The sequence below is a fragment of the Neorhizobium turbinariae genome (assembly GCF_023223505.1).
Classification (GTDB): Bacteria; Pseudomonadota; Alphaproteobacteria; order Rhizobiales; family Rhizobiaceae; genus Neorhizobium; species Neorhizobium turbinariae.
The window spans coordinates 428112-445333 of sequence record NZ_JALPRY010000001.1 but is presented as its reverse complement, the minus strand read 5'-3'; the positions used below and the strand labels follow the sequence as shown (position 1 = coordinate 445333).

The window sequence follows — 17222 nt, the reverse complement described above, 5'->3', positions numbered from 1 at the left end:
GTCCCTGTGCGGCACACATGGGGGTCGGGGATGATGATGTCGCCGGGCTTTCGGGTCCGTCGGGAAGCCTGGGATCAAACGCCAGCCTTTCCGCCACCGGCGAGAAGCATCGTCGTCCTGCAACCCTCGCAGAGAGACCCAAGTCGCGGGCAAAAACCGCCGAACGGGGCGCCGAAAGGTGCCACATACTACAAACTACCGAGGCAGCTTCCGGCGCCCCGTCCATTCATCAAATTTTTCGAGATCGCCAAGGGCGGAGTCTGCCTTGCCCTTGAGTTCCGGTTGAAAGACCCGCCGCACGACGGGCGACGATCGACGGCGGCGATCGGAGACCAGGCCCACCCCATCCAGTCCAAGGAGTTTCTTCATGACCGACACCCCTGACATACCCGACACTGCCGCGTCGGAGCCGCTCGACCTCAAACTCGCGATATGCGTCGTCGAGATGCTCGCCACGCCGCAGCTTGCCTGCCGCCACCGCAAGTGCCGGCGTGGCAACCGCTGCCACTATCACGTCATTGAGGAAGGCGTACCGGCTTGCGTCGGCAATTTCCGGCAGGCTCAGCTGGACGCATTCGTCGCGCTTTACGCCGACGCCTTTTATGTTCGCAACAACTGGCGCGGCCTCGACCTGATCCCGCCCGAAGCCGAGCAGCGCGAACTGCGCGACGCGGCGTTCGAAGTGGTCCGGCGAACCCTGCCCCGCCACGAATGGCCCGCCTTTTCGCGGCGGCTGCGCATTCGCGAGCGAGCGGCTTGATGATGCCCGCCGGGTTCGGGCGCATGGGATGCGCGTGGGGCGGCGGTGGTGCGGGAACATCGCCCGCACCCCACAGTTCTCCATCACAACCCATGAGGAGCCAGCCATGCCAGACCTGTCCAAGACCTTCATCGACGCCCTTGGGCGCCTCGAAACCGCCCGCGACGTCGAGACGATTGCCAGCCTGTTTGCCGACAATGCGGAAGTCTCCAACCCGCTGGTGACCTACCAGGATGGCGGCGCCGATGCGGCGAAAACCTTCTGGTCGCAATATCGCGACGCCTTTGACGAGATCCGCTCCGAATTCCGCACCGTGACGGAAAAGGACGGCCTCTCCTTCCTCGAATGGACCAGCAAGGGCTCGATCGACGGCAAGGGTTTTGATTACGAAGGCGTCAGCATCCTGGAAGGCGATGGCGACCGCATCACCTCCTTCCGCACCTATTTCGACACCCGCCACCTGCCGACCGCCCGCACCAGGGGCGGCGAAGGCACCGGCCGCGTCGAGGCCTCCGGCGAAGGCAACGGGAAAAGCGATGGCGGAAAGGACGACATGGTGGAGGCGCAGCGTGACGCGGCCGAGCAGCGCGCCGCCGGGGGCTACAGCTGATCAGGCCTCGTTCCCGGCGTTAAACGGACATCAACCTCCGCATGGCATGGTTCCGACCGCCAGCAGCATAAGGAGAGTCGGATGGCGCTGATCGGTTTCAAGAACACCCATAACCAGCCGGTTTACGTCAATCCCGCCCAGGTGGCCTATGTCACCACCTTCGAGGAAGGCGTCACGATCATCGCGCTCGCCGTCACCGGTGCCGGCGGCAAGCCGGTGGCGCTCTATGTCCGCGGCGACATCGATTACGTCCAGCACCGGCTGGTCACGCCGCCCGCCCGCCACGCGGCCTGAGCTCCTACGCCTCTAGTCGGCGTCGAGCGTTTCGCGCACCACCACGGCAAGCTGCTTCAGCGAGAACGGCTTCGGCAGGAAGCCGAATTTCGCATCCGCCGGCAGGTTGCGGGCAAAGGCGTCTTCGGCATAACCCGATACGAAGATGAACTTCATGTCCGGATAGGACTTGCGCAACTCGGTGAGCAGCGTCGGCCCGTCCATCTCCGGCATCACCACGTCCGACACGACGATGTCGACCTTGCCGCCCAGCTCTTCCATGATCTCCAGCGCTTCGGCGCCCGATCCCGCCTCGTGCACCGTGTAGCCGCGCGTCTCAAGCATCCGCTTGCCACCGCGCCGCACCGCCTCCTCGTCTTCGACAAGCAGAACCACGGCCGACTTGCCCGTGAGGTCGAGCTCTTCGGCGGCAGGCATCGCCGGTGCCGCGACCGGTGCAGGCGCTGCCGCTTGCCGGGGCTGGCCGGCGAGTGCCGGAGCAACAGGCTCCTGCTGGGGCTGCACCACGACTTCCGGGATATGCCGCGGCAGGAAGATCCGGAAGCTCGTTCCCCGACCCACCTCCGATTCCGGATGGATATAACCGCCGGACTGCTTGACGATGCCGTAGACCATCGACAGCCCAAGCCCGGTGCCCTTGCCCACTTCCTTCGTCGTGAAGAAGGGTTCGAAGATCTTGTCCATGATCTCCGGCGGAATGCCGGTGCCCGTATCCGACACCTCGACCATGACGAAGTCTTCGGCCGGCACGTCGCCCTGCCCGAAGGCAATTGCCTCCGCCGCCGTGACGTTGCGCGTCTTGATCAGGATCGTGCCACCGTTCGGCATCGCGTCGCGAGCGTTGACGCACAGGTTGATCAGCACCTGTTCGAACTGCGACAGGTCGGTGCGCACCGGCCAGAGGTCGCGGCCGTAATCCACCTCCAGCTTCACGTTGGTACCGGAGATCAGCCGGTCGACGAGCATCCGCAGGTCGCCCACGACGTCCGTGAGGTTCAGCACGGCCGGTCGCATCGTCTGCTTGCGCGAGAAGGCGAGGAGCTGGCGCACCAGGACCGCAGCGCGGTTGGCGTTGCGCTTGATCTCCATCAGGTCGGCAAAGCTTGGATCGGACGGCCGTGCCTGCAGCAGCAGATGGTCCGACGACAGGAGGATCGCGGTCAGCACGTTGTTGAAGTCGTGTGCGATACCGCCCGCCAGCGTGCCCACCGCATTCAGCTTCTGCGTCTGCGCCATCTGCGTCTCGAGCGCTTTCTGCTCCGTCGTCTCGACGGCGTAAACGATCGCCGCCTCTTCCGGCGCCTCGTCGCTCTCGTCGATCACGGCATTGACATAGAAGCGGACATAGCGGTTTTCGTCGCCCGGATGGCGGGAGTCGATCGGCGGAATATCGCCCTGCCGGTCCTTGGCCGCCGCCAGCGCCTGCATCAGGTGGGCGCGGGAGGTTTCGTGGACGATCCGCTCCAGTTCGACGCCGGCCTCGACATCGTCGCGGGAGACGACGCCGTGGTAAAGCTTGAGGAACGGTGCGTTGATGCGCAGGATGCGGCCGTCGCCGTTGACGGAGGCGATCGCCATGGGGGTATTGTTGAAGAAGCGGGTGAACCGCATCGCAGACGCCGACTGGTCGCCCTCGCCGCCCTTCGGCCGTGTCAGAACGATCGTGCGGCTTTCGCCCGGAGCGCCATCGCGCGCGGCGCTGACGTTGTGCACGAGGCGCACCGGCAAGCTCTGGCCGTTGGCGCGCCGCAAGTCGAGATCGAGCGTTTCGGTGCGCTTCAGCCCGGGTGCGGCCTGGACCGATTCAATCAGCGCCATGCCCTCGCCCGCAACGATGTCGGAGATCGTCACCGAACGTGGCACGAACTGCGTCAGGTCGAGGCCGAGCCACTCGGCAAGCGTGGCATTGAGGTAGAAGAGCTCGCCGTTCCTGCCGGCCGAGAAGAAGCCGACCGGCGCATGGTCCAGGTAGTCGATCGCGTTCTGCAGTTCGCGGAAGAAGCGCTCCTGGTCTTCCCGCTCGGAGGTGATGTCGGTGATCTGCCAGATATCGAGCGGGCCGCCACGGCCTTCCACCGGCGTCAGGATGCGGGCTTTCAGCCGATACCAGTGCGCGCCTGCATTCTTGCCCACAGCGCGGCCGAGCGGCTGCATCAGGCGGAATTCCTCATGCCCCTCACGGCCCTCGCGCAGCGCGGTGGTCAGGCGGTAGAGTGCTTCGGTGCTCTCGCGGGTCTTGGAAAGCAGCGCTTCAAGGCTTTGCGCGTCGCTCGCCTTCGTCGCACCGGTCATCCGCCCATAAGCGGCGTTGGCGTAAAGAATGCGGCCCTTGGGATCGGTGATCAGGATACCGTCCGGATGGCTCGCCAGAAAGCTGCGCGCCAGTTCGTCAGACCGCGACTGTGGCATCACCTCGACAAGGCCGATGATCGACGACACGAGGAAGAATATGCCGACCATGGCAAGGATGCCGAGAACGCCGAGCACGACCTCGTTGTCCAGCGCATCCTGGAAAAGCACGAATGCCGCAGCGACGCCGCAGAGAACCAACGCCAGGAGAACGATCCGGATGATGGTGCCGCCTCGTGCCCCGTGATCAACCAAAGGCGCGTCGTAGTTGCCGCCCTGCTGCAACTTCGTCATCAAGTCCTCGCATCTCGGCCGGTCTCGCGGCCATACAACACCTCGGGAGGCAATCCCGCGATTCTCTCTTAGCAAGTTGGGGGTAAAGCAAAAAGCTCTTGATGGGTATAAAACCCGGGACAGTTTGCGTTCGTGACCTATGTCTGCATTTTTAGCACCTCGTTTTACGCGGGAGCAGCGCCATCGGCGGCTTGCTTCACCCTGTAAAAAGTCGTCTGCTGCAACGGAATAGAGTCACGGAGTAGGATGAATGATTGAAGAACTGATTGGCGCATATGGCGGTCGCGTGATTGTCGCGATCCTGGGCGTAGGCGTCGGTTTCCTGCTTCTGATCGGCATCCTTTGGATGATCCGCGGGCGTGGCGCCTCCTCGCCCTTCGTGCGGGGCGGCAAGAACCGCCAGCCGCGCCTGCAGGTACTGGATGCCGCAGCGGTCGATACACGGCGTCGGCTTGTCCTTGTCCGGCGCGATGATGTCGAGCACCTGATCATGATCGGCGGTCCAACCGATATCGTGGTGGAAAGCCGCATCATGCCGGCGCAATCTCGCGACACGGCGCAATCTCGCGATCACTTCGTGTCGCCGGACGCCTTTGCCCGGCAGGAGCCGGTCGCTTCAAGATCCCAAGCAGTCGAAACGGCGGTGCAGCCACAGCCCCCCGCACCCGTGCGGCAACCGGTCCCGCCGCGCGTGGCACCAGGTGCACCTGAGGCGAAAGCCGACGCGATCAATCAGGCAGCCGCAACGCCCATGGCTCGTCCCCAGCCCGCACCGACACCTGCCCCGGCGCCCCAGCCTGCTCCGGTTCCGCGCCCGGCTCCCGTTGCGACGCCCCCGGTCAGCGCCGTACCGCCACGGGTGGAGCCCCAGCTTCGTGCCGCAACGCCAGACGTGCGCCCGGAACCACCAAAGCCACAGCCGGCTCCTGCACCCGTCATCGCCGAACCGGCCCCAGTTGCAGCCGCGGTGAAGCGTGATGTCGAACCGACGCTGATCGTCCCGGCGAGCGCTCCCGCGATTCCGGAGCAGTTGCAGGTCGCAGCAGAGCGCCCGAAACAACTCGGCACTGATTTCGACAAGCTTCTCCAGCAGGAAATGGAAGCGAACCTCGCCGCCCAGGAGGCGCCCAAGGTGCAGGCGCCGGGCACGGAACCGAATGCAGCTTCCACAACCGAAAAACCCAAACCGGCGTCCCTGAAAGACGAAGTGGAAGCCGTCTTCGGAGAAATGTCTGCCACGCGCGACCGGTAGAAACGATCCGGTCCTGCAGGCAATAAAAAACCCGGCCGAGGCCGGGTTTTTTATTTGATCAGACGAGGCGGCTTTGTTCGAGCGCCGCTTCGATGAAGCTTGCAAACAGCGGATGCGGATCCAGCGGTCGGCTCTTCAGTTCCGGGTGGTACTGGACGCCGATGAACCACGGATGATCCGGGTATTCGATCGTTTCCGGCAGCAGGCCGTCCGGCGACATGCCCGAGAACACCAGGCCGCAGCTTTCCAGCTTGTCCTTGTATTCGCGGTTCACCTCGTAGCGATGGCGGTGACGCTCGGAGATCTCCGTCGAGCCATAGATCTCGGCGATCTTGGTGCCCTTCTTGAGCGAGGCCTTGTAGGCGCCAAGCCGCATCGTGCCGCCGAGGTCGCCCTTGGCCGAACGCTTCTCGAGTTCATTGCCCTTCAACCATTCCGTCATCAGACCGACGACCGGCTCCGGTGCCGGACCGAATTCGGTCGACGAGGCTTCCTCGATGCCTGCAAGGTTACGTGCAGCCTCGATCACAGCCATCTGCATGCCGAAGCAGATGCCGAAATACGGCACCTTGCGTTCGCGTGCAAAACGAGCCGCGTTGATCTTGCCCTGCGCGCCGCGTTCGCCAAACCCGCCCGGAACAAGGATGCCATGCACCTTTTCAAGCCAGGGTGCCGGATCTTCCTTTTCAAAGACTTCCGATTCGATCCAGTCGAGCTTCACCTTCACATGGTTGGCGATGCCACCGTGATGCAGGGCTTCGATCAGAGACTTGTAGGCATCCTTGAGGCCAGTGTACTTGCCGACCACTGCGATCGTGACCTCGCCTTCCGGCGTGCGGATCCGGTTGCAGACCTCTTCCCAGGCGTTGAGGCGCGGCTTGGGTGCCGGCTCTATCCCGAAGGCTGCCAGGACCTCCGAGTCGAGGCCTTCCTTGTGATAGGCCATCGGCACGTCATAGATGTTCGCCACGTCGAGCGCCTGGATGACGGCAGATGGACGGACGTTGCAGAACAGCGAAAGTTTGCGGCGTTCCGCTTCCGGGATTTCCCGGTCGGCGCGCACGAGCAGGATGTCGGGCGCAATGCCGAGTGCCTGCAGTTCCTTGACGGAATGCTGCGTCGGCTTGGTCTTCAGTTCGCCGGCAGCCGGGATGAACGGCATCAGGGTGAGGTGGACATAGATCGCAGCGCCGCGCGGCAGGTCGTTGCCGAGCTGGCGGATCGCTTCCATGAACGGCATCGCTTCGATATCACCGACCGTGCCGCCGATTTCGCAAATGACGAAGTCGTATTCGTCATTGCCTTCAACCACGAAATCCTTGATCTCGTTCGTGACGTGCGGAATGACCTGGACGGTTGCGCCGAGGTAATCACCGCGCCGTTCCTTGTCGATGATGTTCTTGTAGATGCGACCCGTGGTGATGTTGTCGGTCTTGGTCGCCGAACGGCCCGTGAACCGCTCGTAGTGACCGAGGTCGAGGTCGGTCTCAGCGCCGTCGTCGGTCACGAAGACCTCGCCGTGCTGGGTCGGGCTCATGGTGCCCGGATCGACGTTAAGATAAGGATCGAGCTTTCTCAGCCGAACCCGGTAACCCCGTGCTTGTAACAAAGCTCCGAGTGCCGCGGCCGCAATTCCTTTCCCAAGGGAGGAAACCACGCCGCCAGTGATGAATACATATCGCGCCATGGGAGTCACCGGATACCTTCTCATTGGCGATTCCGCCAGCCCAAATCGTACAATTCCGACATCGGCTGCAGAATCTTCACAAAATAAAACCGGCAGGCTTTTGGCCTGCCGGAGCTTGAATGCTTGACCTTGCCTTACTGGCCGGTCGGTACGCCGCCCTCTGGGGCAGCTGGAGCGGCCGGAGCCGAAGGTGCTGCGGGCGCTGGTGCGGCAGGTGCTGCATCCGTTGCCGGAGCGGCCGGCGCCAGGGTGGCCGGAGCGGGTGCTGCAGCACCGGCACCCGACGGCACGCCGTTTTCAGACTGGTTCGGCGTCGCCGGACCAAGCTGGTCCAGAATGCCGGCGCCAGTGCCCTGCTGGCTCTGCGGAATGCGGTTCAGGATGTCGCTTGGACGCGAGTCGTAGCGGGCCATGATGCCGAGCGCGAGCGAGGTGATGAAGAACAGCGTCGCCAGGATGGCCGTTGTGCGCGTCAGGGCATTGGCAGTACCACGTGCCGACATGAAGCCGGAGCCGCCGCCGACGCCGAGCCCGCCGCCTTCCGAACGCTGGATCAGCACCACGCCAACAAGCGCGAGCACGATCATGAGATGAATAACAATCAGAACGGTCTGCATATCGTAATCCAGGCCTCCGGATGGGAGGCAGCGAATGAGGTTGGCGGCTCTTTACATGAGAGACGCGGCCATTCCAAGCCCTTATGGAAGCTTTGCCGCCATCAGATCTTCATAGACGCCGTAGATGGCGAGGAAGTCGGCCGCTTTCAAGCTGGCGCCGCCGATCAATGCACCATCGACATTCTCGATCGCCATCAACTCGGCGGCGTTGCTTGGCTTGACGGAACCGCCATAAAGGATGCGCATGCGCCGCCCCTCCTCGCCAAACCGCTCAACGAGTTCGGCGCGCATGAAGGCGTGCGCGACGGCAACGTCGGCCGCGGTCGGCGTCAGGCCGGTGCCGATCGCCCAGACCGGCTCATAGGCAACAACCGTATCGTCGGCCGTGGAATCATCCGGCAGCGAGCCGAAGATCTGCCGCTTCAAAACCTCCAGCGTCTCGTAGGCATCCCGCTGGTCGGCCGTTTCACCGACACAGACGATTGCAGCCAGACCCGCCTCGTGGGCAGCCTGCGCCTTGGCGCGCACCACTGCGTCAGTCTCCCGGTGATCCTGACGACGCTCCGAATGGCCAACGATGACATAGGTCCCGAAACAATCCGCAATCATCTCCGCGGAGATGTCACCCGTATGGGCGCCGCTCTGCTTGGCGTGGCAATCCTGCGCGCCGATCTGCAGCGGGCTGTCGGTCGCAAGCGCGGTCGCGACATAAAGGAGCGTGGCGGGTGGGCAGATCAGCGCCTCCACCCGTTCGGAGAGCGGCTGCAGGACCCCTTGCGCCATAGCCTTGATCTCGGAAAGGCTTTCGCGGGTGCCGTTCATCTTCCAGTTTCCGGCAACAAGCGGGCGCACGTCGGGCGTCATCGGCAACACATTCCTCTTCTCATGGCTCCATTGAAGGAGCTCCTCCACATGGGAAGCAAGCTCGTCGCCTCCTCCACCCACCTTCCTAAGCGAGGAACGGAGAGCACATCAAGGGCTTCTGCTTCAGTTCGACACCGAATCGGGCAAGTCAAGCGCCGCAGCCAGATGCCGATCACCGGCTGCGGGACGAGAGGATGAAGTTGAGGAGCTTGCGCCAGTCCACCATGCGAATGGGCGTGCCGTGCCCGCCGGTCTGAAACATGGTGAAGCGGGTCGGATAGCTGGATTTGCGCAGCTGGCGGAAGATGCCGAGTTGGTCGGTCGCCTTGTAGACGCTGTCGGCGCTGCCATGCGCGAAATAGATCGGCAGCTTGTTCTTCACCGCCGGCGTGGTTGCCAATCCGGGATCGGGAGGTCCGCCGAGCAGTGCCATGCCGCCAAGATATTGCACAGCCTCGCCATTGCGGCTGATATGCTGGCAGATGATGCCGCCCATGGACGCACAGGCAAGGATGACCGGGCGCCCGGCGCTCTGTTCGAAGGCAAAACGGATAAGGTTCGCGACATCGGCCGCGCCCTTTTCATCGAAGGACCGGATGCTTGGCGCGTAATAGACACCCCGGGATGCGACGACGAGGTTCTTGAGCCGGTTGAAATTGCCGCCAAAGCTGTAGTCGTTGGCGCCGAGGCGCCGGTCGCCACCGCGCCCGTGGATGAAGATCACCGAGAAGGCCGCATTCGCCTCCTGTCCCACCCTGGTGACATCGAGCTTGCGGCCAGCGAGGTTGAGTGTCTCATTCGCCTGGTAACGCCGTACCCCGAGCGAAACATAGGCATCCTTGACGCGCCGCTCCGGTTCCCGGTCGCGGCCGTTGATGTCGCGCATCTCCTGGTAGTCGATGACTTCGTAGGCGCCGGAATCAGCGGTTTCGAGCACGGTCATGCGCGAAAACAGCTCGTCCTTGAACGGACCGACGGGGCCCTGCTGCGCCGACACCGGAAGCGCCACGAGAAAGGCGAAAACGGCAAAAACAGCGTGACGAACGAAATGAACTGTGGACATGCCCGGCTCCACCTGCTTACTGATCGGCAAACGCCTTGCTAACGCAGGCTGCGCAACGCATTTCTCCAAGACGACCGTTTCCTCGCGGCATCGCGAACTCGCCGCCTTTCTGGCAGAATCGCGAGTGATTCGAAACAGCATGAGATGGGTATGGCTTCCTCTTCCGCGCCCCGACAGGTAGTAACGACGCAATCCATGGATGACAACAACGACCTCTTTGGCGACCTGACCGTGACGCCGAAGGTGGCTGCCAATGAAGCGGCTCCTGCGGCGCGGGCTGAACGTGCTGCACCGCGCCCTGCCCCGGCACCGACGGGCGGCGATGACTACGGCGCATCCTCCATCCGCGTCCTTGAGGGGCTTGAGCCGGTGCGCATGCGTCCCGGCATGTATATCGGCGGCACGGACGAAAAGGCGCTCCACCACCTGTTTGCTGAAGTCATCGACAACTCGATGGACGAAGCGGTTGCCGGCCACGCCAACTTCATCGAGGTGCATCTCGACGCCGATGGCTTCCTGACCGTCACCGACAATGGCCGCGGTATTCCTGTCGAAAACCACCCGCAGGTGCCGGGCAAGTCGACGCTTGAAGTCATCATGACCAAGCTGCACGCGGGCGGCAAGTTCGACGGCAAGGCCTATGAGACCTCCGGCGGTCTGCATGGCGTCGGTGTCTCGGTCGTCAATGCGCTTTCGGATGTGCTCGAAGTCGAGGTTGCCCGGAACCGCAAGCTGTACCGGCAGCGATTCTCGCGCGGTGTGCCGCAGGGTGGGCTCGAGGAGCTGGGCGACGTCCACAACCGTCGCGGTACCCGTGTGCGCTTCCATCCCGATCCGCAGATCTTCGGCGACACTGCCAGGTTCGATGCCGGCCGCATCTTCCGCATGGCGCGCTCCAAGGCGTACCTGTTCGGCGGTGTCGAGATCCGCTGGAGCTGCGACCCCGTTGTTCTGCCGGCTGGCGGCGAGATCCCTGAAAAGGCGGTCTTCCACTTCCCCGGCGGGCTCAAGGACTATCTGGCCGCAACGCTCGGCAAGGACTTCACCGTAACCCGCGAGATCTTCGCCGGGCGGACGGAAAAGACTGGCGGCCATGGCGCCATGGAATGGGCGATCACCTGGTATGGCGGCGACCCGCAGCTTCATTCCTACTGCAACACCATCCCAACGCCCGAAGGTGGCACGCACGAGGCAGGTCTTCGCATCGCCCTGACCAAGGGGCTCAAGAACTACGCCGAGCTGACGCAGAACAAACGCGCCGCGCAGATTACCACCGATGACGTGATGATCTCGGCTGTCGGCATGCTTTCCGTGTTCATTCGCGAGCCCGAATTCGTCGGCCAGACGAAGGACAAGCTGGCGACGGTGGAGGCCCAGCGCATTGTCGAAAACACGCTGCGCGACCCCTTCGACCACTACCTCGCCGGCAACCCGGCCGAGGCGGCGAAGCTGCTTGACTGGGTGATCGAGCGGGCCGAGGAGCGCCTGCGCCGCCGCAAGGAAAAGGAAGTCAACCGCAAGACTGCGGTGCGCAAGCTGCGCCTGCCGGGCAAGCTGGCTGACTGTTCGCAGAACACCGCCGAAGGCGCCGAACTTTTCATCGTCGAAGGTGACTCGGCTGGCGGCTCGGCGAAACAGGGCCGCAACCGTGCCAACCAGGCGATCCTTCCGCTACGCGGCAAGATCCTGAACGTCGGCAGCGCAAGCCGTGACAAGCTCTCGGCCAATCAGCAGATCGCCGACCTCATCCAGGCGCTCGGCTGCGGCACGCGCAGCAAGTATCGTGAAGAAGACCTCCGTTACGAGCGCGTCATCATCATGACCGATGCGGACGTCGACGGCGCCCATATCGCGTCGCTGCTGATCACCTTCTTCTACCAGGAAATGCCGGAGCTGATCCGCGGCAACCATCTCTATCTCGCGGTGCCGCCGCTCTATGTGCTGCGCCAGGGCGGCAAAACCGTCTACGCCCGCGACGACGCGCATCGTGCGGAGCTGATGAATACGGTGTTCAAGGGCAAGAAGGTCGAAATCGGGCGCTTCAAAGGCCTTGGCGAAATGATGCCGGCGCAGTTGAAGGAAACGACGATGGACCCGGCGCACCGGACGCTGCTTCGGGTGTCGATCGACGAGGTGGATTTCGAGGGCACCCGCGAAGCCGTCGATAACCTCATGGGCACCAAGGCCGATGCCCGTTTCCGGTTCATCCAGGAGCGCGCCGCCTTCGCCCAGAACCTCGACATCTAGCGTCGAAGCCTACAAAGCCTTCAAGACGACTGGGTGCCGTTCGTACGAGACACCAGCACGTTGGTCACGGCGCTGATCAGCGTCGCAGCCTCATACGGCTTGCGCACCACTGGTGCCGAGAAGCTCGACGGGATGATTGAGCGGTCGCTGTAACCGGTTGCGAAGACAAACGGGATGTCTCGGCGGATCAATTCCTCTGCGATCGGCAATGACGTGCCCGAGCCGAGATTGACGTCGAGAATTGCAAAATCCGGGGTGTACTCCTTCAGGCGGCGGAAGGCATCGGCCGCCGATGGCGTCGTCGTCACCTTGTTGATGCCGTGATCGGCAAGCATCGCCTCGACATCCGCTGCAATCAGCATCTGGTCTTCAACGAGTAGCAGTTCGAGATCCGCCAGACTTGCCGCGCCATTGGTGGCGGACGGCAACGCATCCGCTGAGACGACGACGGGTTCGGCTGGATCCGTTTCGACGTGGATATGCTTGCTCGGGATGAGGAAGCGCGCCTTGACGCCCTCAGGCCGGTAATCCACTGTCGCCTGGCCATCCAGTTCGTACGGAACGCTGCGTCCGATCAGCACGCTGCCAAAGCCGCTGCGCTGGGGCGGACGCACGAGAGGCCCACCCTCTTCGAGCCAGTTCAGTTCGCAATCGCCGTTCGGCAGATGGCTCCACTCGATATCGAGCCGTCCGCCGTCCTGCGACAGCGCGCCATATTTGGCGGCATTGGTGGACATCTCATGCAGCACCAAGGCCATGACTGAAAATGTCCGGCTATCGAGCCATACCCTCGGGCCCTTCAGGGTCACCGTGCGGCGACCCTCGCTATAGGGCTTGAGCTCGGCCTCAAGAAGATCGCAAAGCAGGCCGCCATCGCTGCCGCGCACGACCTGGTCATGCGCCAGCGCCAGCGCCTGGATGCGGCCCTTCAGGGCGGCAATGTAATCCTGAAGGCTGACCTTGGCATCGACCGAGTGGCCAACCAGCGCCTTGATGATCGACAGGATGTTCTTGACGCGGTGGTTCAACTCCTCGTTCAGCATCCGCTGGCGCACATCGGCCTTGTCGCGTTCATCGGCCAGGAGTTCGTTGTGATGCAGGACGATCTCCACCAGGACCGCACGGATCGCGTCGGCAATTTCCCGATCGCCGTCCGTCCAGGGCTGCGCCTGGTGATGGACGAGTTCCTTCCAGATCGCAAAGCTCTTGCGCGGCGTCAGGCGATCCCCCAGCGGCCCCACATTGTAGGACTTGTCAGGATTGCCGGCCCAGTTGAGCGTCTGCACAACCTCGCGGCGGAAGAAGAACAGGTAGTCCCTCGGACGCTGCGACAGCGGGATGGCGATGACGCCGCAGACATCCTCCGGGGACACACGCGAATCCGGCAGGTCCCGCGAGAGGTAGGATGTCGTCCAGACGCGTCCGCCACCGGCAACGCCGATCAGCTCCGCCAGTTCGGCAGCGAGTTCTTGCGACGGTGCGGTGCCGTTGCTCGACCAGATGCCGTCCAGCCACAGCCCGATGCCGTCGCACGGGATCATGGCGGAGAAGTCTCCGAGGGAGGTGCGCAGAAGCTCGCCGATATTGTCGTGATGCGAGGCCGTATGAAGGAAGCGGTCGAGCGAGCGGCGGGCGCCGCTGACGGTTTCCATCAACTGCCGCTGCTTCAGCGTGTTGAGGTGGAGAGAGAAGAACTCGCCAAAGGTTTCGGCCGCCACGCGCTGCGGCATCGACAGCGTCTTCGGCGAATAATGGTGACAGGCGATCAGGCCCCACAACTCCTCGTCGACAACGATGGAGATCGACATGGAGGCGGCGACGCCCATGTTGCGAAGGTATTCGCAGTGCACGGGGGACACGCTGCGCAGATGCGCGAATGAAAGGTCCAGCGGCTCCCCCGCCTCGTCCAGTTCCGGCACGATCGGCACGCGCTCGCCGCTGGCGTCGGCAATGATGCGAACGGTGTTCTTGAGGTAGAGTGCGCGGGCCTGCTTCGGGATATCGCTGGCCGGGAAATACTGGCCCTTGAAGCTTTCCAGGTCACGGCGCTTGTATTCGCTGACGACCTTGCCGGACCCATCCTCTTCAAAGCGGTAGACCATGACGCGGTCATAGCCGAGCATCGCATATGTGAGCCGCGCCGCAGCGTCGCTGAGCCGGTCGAGGCTGCCGACATTGCGGATGCGGCTGATCAGCATGCGGGCCACTTCAAGCGGCTGGTCGGAATCGGTCGAGGCCGGCTCGAACTCAAGGATGACGGCGGATGCCAGCCGATGGATGGCGATGTCGAAGATGCCGCCGGACGGCAGCCTTACCGCGTGCCGCAGCGCTGGTCGTGCCGGGTCATCGGAGGTCGCGAGCGCGTTGCGCAGGCTGTGGGCCGCCTCTCCACCGACAATGTCTTCAAGCCGCTTGCCGTTCAGGCCATCGCCGATGGACAACATCTCTGGCGCATTGGCGGAATACCGCAGGATCTCTGAGCCCGCGGAATCGCAGGCGAGAAGACACCCATGAGGCTGGATGCTGCCGGGAATGTGGATGGGCTCTCGGTCGCAGTTGGTGAGATCGACCGTCTGCATGGGGGGCATGTCAAAGTTCCTGAAAGCCGTCTCCGCCAAACGACATGAGCAGCAAAAGCACTGGTTCCCGCCAAAGACTGAAAACGGTCACCTCATTACGATTAGCATCAACTCCGGCACAAACCGGCACACAGCAACATATTTCTATCGCATCTGCTGTTTAGGGCAAGCAGATGCTTGCCTAATTGGCGTTACAAAGTCTTGCGGCAAGAGGCTCCGTCAGCCATATGATGACGGGGAAACCCCAAGGAATGAAGCTGGTGAATGGAAGTGTAGATCATAAGGCCGCCCCGGAGCCGCGTTGGCTGGGCCCGGCGGCGCCTAGTCGTGTTGCGTTGATCCCTCCCATTTCTGCAGCCCGATGGCTTCTCATCCTCGTTGTTGCGGCAGGCATCTACTTCTTCCACGGCTTCCTCGTGCCGGTGCTGGCAGCCCTCGTCATCGGTTTTGCAAGCTGGCCTCTCTATCGCAGGCTGCTTCGCGCTGTCGGCGGCAGCACCACGATCGGCGCAACGCTTGCCATCATTGCCATCCTCGTCTTCCTGATCGTTCCGCTCGCGGTAGCCATCACCTATACGATCGGCGAAGTTCGCCAGTGGATCGTCTGGGCTGCCGAGGTCAACCGGTTCGGTGCGCCCCCACCGGCCTGGATTACCGGCCTGCCATGGGTCGGTGAATGGCTCGGCGTGCAATGGGTTCAGCGGATCGGCTCGCCTGGCGCAATCGGCGAGCTCATCCAGATCGTCAGCGGTGCGAATATCGGCAATATCTACCGTGCGATCCTGGCGGCCGGCGACGGCGCCTTCCACCTTGCGCTGACCCTGATCTTCATGCTGATTGCGCTGTTCTTCGTGTATCGCGACGGCGCTTCCTTCAGCCAGCAGATCGACCTGCTTGGGGAACGCATCCTGCCGTCGCGGTGGGAGCGGATCTCGCGTGTCGTTCCCGCCACCATCAGTTCCACGGTCACCGGCCAGACGCTGATCGCCATCGGCGAAGGCATCGTGCTCGGCATCGCCTACTGGATCGCCGGCGTCCCCTCGCCCGTGACGCTTGGCGTCATCACCGGTTTCATGGCGCTCATTCCGGGTGGCGCGCCGCTCTCCTTCACGCTGATCTCCTTCTACCTCGTTGCCAATGGCAACTATGTTGCCGGCCTCGGGCTACTGACCTGGGGGACGGTAGAGCTCTTCATCGTCGACAAGACGCTGCGGCCCCGACTGGTCGGCGGCCCGATCAAGCTGCCCTTCCTGCCCACCTTCTTCGGACTGGTCGGCGGCGTCAGCACGATGGGCTTCCTTGGCCTGTTCATTGGCCCGGTGCTGATGGCACTGCTTGTGTCGATCTGGCGGGAATGGATCCGGGAAGTGCGCAACGCCGAGACAGGCGAGATCGAGGCGGCAGACCTCGCGACCGGTCCCGCCGAACATCCGGTGGTCCGGACCGCTGCGTCCATCAAGAACTGATTGGCTAAGGCTCAGGCTGCGATCGAAAGACGGCTTGCGTAAGAGCGGGCATTGAGGCGCTCTTCAACACGGCAGAGCTTTTCGAGCATGTCGAGGACTTCGATCGGCGCGGCGAGCGTGTTGCGGTCCTGGCGCAGTCTTTCGAGAAGACGCAGTGAGATGCTGCCGACGGCGAGTTCGGACGCGGCCTGACGCCACAGGAGCACGGCTTCCACGAATACTTCAGCCAGTTCCCGGCCGAGGCCTGCAGCTTCGAACAGCGCGCGCACGGCGTGAACGCGGGCAGTGGCTAAAATGGCGCGGACGCGCCGCTCCTCCAATCCTGACAGGGACACCATGGCTTTGGCAAAGAAATCTACCTTGCCGGTGCAGAGCGCGTGGATGAGGAAGGCAGGCGTCAGGTGACCGCCAGCACGCAGGTGCTCGACGAGCGCCACGACCTCGTTGCCGGCTGCCGTGCCGGCGATGGTGACGGTTGCCGCTTCGCCGGCCTCGCGCATGACGTGTTCGATGCGGCCGGATGCCATGGTCCCGCAGACGAGCGGCGAGCGCAGCAAGGTGTCGGCGACGCAGGTGACCAGCATGTGGCGGGCATCAGCCGGCAGGTCTTCGCGATCAAGCAGCATGTTGCGGATGTCGCAGCGATGGCCGAAGCGCTCAGCCAGGCGCCGCAGCGATGCCCGGGTGATGGATGCAGTCTCGTTTTCGAGCAGGATCAGCGCCTCGCCCTCGTCGCCGATTTCGGCGATCGCGGCGGCCACGCAGCGCGAGAGCGACGGGCGGGCGGCAATGATGCCTCTCCTGAGGCTGTCACCGCGCCCGGCGAGATCGACGAGGTCGTCATCCGTCAGCACGGGAGAGCGGGTAATGACGGTGCAGGCGATTTCCGGCTGGTCTTCGGCGAGCGAGATGATCACGCCCCGCGGGGCGATGTCAGCGTCAGCGAGCGCTTCGGCCAGAGCCAGGCGTACACGGGGAGACGGGTCATCAAGCAGGTAGGTCATTGCGAGCCCTGCGGCGCGCTGACGCTCCGTGCCTGCAAGACATTGCAGATAGGCGCGTCCCAATGCATTCGCCGCCTTGGCCCGATCACCCGCCTTTGCCGTTTCCGACCAACGAAGAAATGCCTCTACAATCACG

14 protein-coding genes are annotated in these 17222 nt (G+C 63.4%); 6 read left to right on the top strand and 8 right to left on the bottom strand.

Features of this window, described 5'->3' with window-relative positions; genetic code table 11:
• Positions 1 to 195: 195 nt before the first annotated feature.
• Entirely contained in the window at positions 196 to 369 is a 174-nt protein-coding gene (locus tag M0654_RS02100; protein WP_248681612.1) for a hypothetical protein, read from the bottom strand.
• Here M0654_RS02100 and M0654_RS02095 point away from each other — a divergent pair.
• From M0654_RS02095 to M0654_RS02085, 3 genes are all read left to right on the top strand, one after another.
• Positions 368 to 760 carry a hypothetical protein gene (locus M0654_RS02095; protein ID WP_248681611.1) on the top strand — a complete coding sequence of 131 codons (393 nt, stop codon included), beginning with the start codon at positions 368 to 370 and terminating at the stop codon, positions 758 to 760. The two genes, M0654_RS02100 and M0654_RS02095, sit on opposite strands and share 2 nt — an antisense overlap.
• Positions 761 to 866: 106 nt before the next feature.
• Positions 867 to 1370: a nuclear transport factor 2 family protein gene (locus M0654_RS02090; protein WP_248681610.1), complete on the top strand. Its 504-nt coding sequence runs from the start codon at positions 867 to 869 to the stop codon at positions 1368 to 1370.
• 81 nt (positions 1371 to 1451) lie between these two features.
• A complete protein-coding gene (locus M0654_RS02085; protein WP_118849836.1) occupies positions 1452 to 1664 on the top strand; it encodes a hypothetical protein in 213 nt (70 codons plus the stop codon).
• Positions 1665 to 1676: 12 nt separating this feature from the next.
• On the opposite strand, the gene cckA is transcribed toward M0654_RS02085, so the two are convergent.
• Entirely contained in the window at positions 1677 to 4307 is a 2631-nt protein-coding gene (cckA, locus tag M0654_RS02080; protein WP_248681609.1) for a cell cycle histidine kinase CckA, read from the bottom strand.
• 250 nt (positions 4308 to 4557) lie between these two features.
• On the opposite strand from cckA, the gene M0654_RS02075 reads away from it, so the two are divergent.
• Positions 4558 to 5559, top strand: a complete 1002-nt coding sequence (locus M0654_RS02075) for a flagellar biosynthetic protein FliO (RefSeq protein ID WP_248681608.1) — start codon at positions 4558 to 4560, stop codon at positions 5557 to 5559.
• Between the two features lie 58 nt (positions 5560 to 5617).
• On the opposite strand, the gene M0654_RS02070 is transcribed toward M0654_RS02075, so the two are convergent.
• The 4 genes from M0654_RS02070 to M0654_RS02055 form a co-directional block, all read right to left on the bottom strand.
• Positions 5618 to 7255, bottom strand: a complete 1638-nt coding sequence (locus M0654_RS02070) for a CTP synthase (protein ID WP_313791064.1) — start codon at positions 7253 to 7255, stop codon at positions 5618 to 5620.
• Positions 7256 to 7380: 125 nt separating this feature from the next.
• Entirely contained in the window at positions 7381 to 7863 is a 483-nt protein-coding gene (secG, locus tag M0654_RS02065) for a preprotein translocase subunit SecG (protein WP_248681606.1), read from the bottom strand.
• An 81-nt stretch (positions 7864 to 7944) separates the two neighbouring features.
• The gene (gene tpiA / locus M0654_RS02060; protein WP_248681630.1) at positions 7945 to 8727 is read right to left on the bottom strand and encodes a triose-phosphate isomerase; all 783 of its coding nucleotides are present in this window, start codon (positions 8725 to 8727) and stop codon (positions 7945 to 7947) included.
• A 172-nt stretch (positions 8728 to 8899) separates the two neighbouring features.
• The gene (locus M0654_RS02055) at positions 8900 to 9790 is read right to left on the bottom strand and encodes an alpha/beta hydrolase (protein ID WP_248681605.1); all 891 of its coding nucleotides are present in this window, start codon (positions 9788 to 9790) and stop codon (positions 8900 to 8902) included.
• 195 nt (positions 9791 to 9985) lie between these two features.
• Between M0654_RS02055 and parE the strand changes: the two genes are divergently transcribed.
• A complete protein-coding gene (parE, locus tag M0654_RS02050; protein ID WP_390919423.1) occupies positions 9986 to 12037 on the top strand; it encodes a DNA topoisomerase IV subunit B in 2052 nt (683 codons plus the stop codon).
• A gap of 20 nt (positions 12038 to 12057) precedes the next feature.
• On the opposite strand, the gene M0654_RS02045 is transcribed toward parE, so the two are convergent.
• The gene (locus M0654_RS02045; RefSeq protein ID WP_248681603.1) at positions 12058 to 14625 is read right to left on the bottom strand and encodes an HWE histidine kinase domain-containing protein; all 2568 of its coding nucleotides are present in this window, start codon (positions 14623 to 14625) and stop codon (positions 12058 to 12060) included.
• A gap of 242 nt (positions 14626 to 14867) precedes the next feature.
• Between M0654_RS02045 and M0654_RS02040 the strand changes: the two genes are divergently transcribed.
• Positions 14868 to 16082 carry an AI-2E family transporter gene (locus tag M0654_RS02040; protein ID WP_118849844.1) on the top strand — a complete coding sequence of 405 codons (1215 nt, stop codon included), beginning with the start codon at positions 14868 to 14870 and terminating at the stop codon, positions 16080 to 16082.
• Between the two features lie 11 nt (positions 16083 to 16093).
• On the opposite strand, the gene M0654_RS02035 is transcribed toward M0654_RS02040, so the two are convergent.
• The gene (locus tag M0654_RS02035) at positions 16094 to 17221 is read right to left on the bottom strand and encodes a DUF2336 domain-containing protein (protein ID WP_248681602.1); all 1128 of its coding nucleotides are present in this window, start codon (positions 17219 to 17221) and stop codon (positions 16094 to 16096) included.
• Position 17222: the final 1 nt, after the last annotated feature.

Excerpts from the sequence above, each read along its gene's own strand:
- M0654_RS02095 (WP_248681611.1), top strand. The coding sequence starts at position 368 with ATGACCGACACCCCTGACATACCCGACACTGCCGCGTCGGAGCCGCTC.
- M0654_RS02090 (WP_248681610.1), top strand. The coding sequence starts at position 867 with ATGCCAGACCTGTCCAAGACCTTCATCGACGCCCTTGGGCGCCTCGAA.
- M0654_RS02100 (WP_248681612.1), bottom strand. The coding sequence starts at position 369 with ATGAAGAAACTCCTTGGACTGGATGGGGTGGGCCTGGTCTCCGATCGC.
- M0654_RS02040 (WP_118849844.1), top strand. The coding sequence starts at position 14,868 with ATGAAGCTGGTGAATGGAAGTGTAGATCATAAGGCCGCCCCGGAGCCG.
- cckA (WP_248681609.1), bottom strand. The coding sequence starts at position 4,307 with ATGACGAAGTTGCAGCAGGGCGGCAACTACGACGCGCCTTTGGTTGAT.
- M0654_RS02045 (WP_248681603.1), bottom strand. The coding sequence starts at position 14,625 with ATGCCCCCCATGCAGACGGTCGATCTCACCAACTGCGACCGAGAGCCC.
- parE (WP_390919423.1), top strand. The coding sequence starts at position 9,986 with ATGGATGACAACAACGACCTCTTTGGCGACCTGACCGTGACGCCGAAG.
- M0654_RS02055 (WP_248681605.1), bottom strand. The coding sequence starts at position 9,790 with ATGTCCACAGTTCATTTCGTTCGTCACGCTGTTTTTGCCGTTTTCGCC.
- tpiA (WP_248681630.1), bottom strand. The coding sequence starts at position 8,727 with ATGACGCCCGACGTGCGCCCGCTTGTTGCCGGAAACTGGAAGATGAAC.
- M0654_RS02085 (WP_118849836.1), top strand. The coding sequence starts at position 1,452 with ATGGCGCTGATCGGTTTCAAGAACACCCATAACCAGCCGGTTTACGTC.
- secG (WP_248681606.1), bottom strand. The coding sequence starts at position 7,863 with ATGCAGACCGTTCTGATTGTTATTCATCTCATGATCGTGCTCGCGCTT.
- M0654_RS02075 (WP_248681608.1), top strand. The coding sequence starts at position 4,558 with ATGATTGAAGAACTGATTGGCGCATATGGCGGTCGCGTGATTGTCGCG.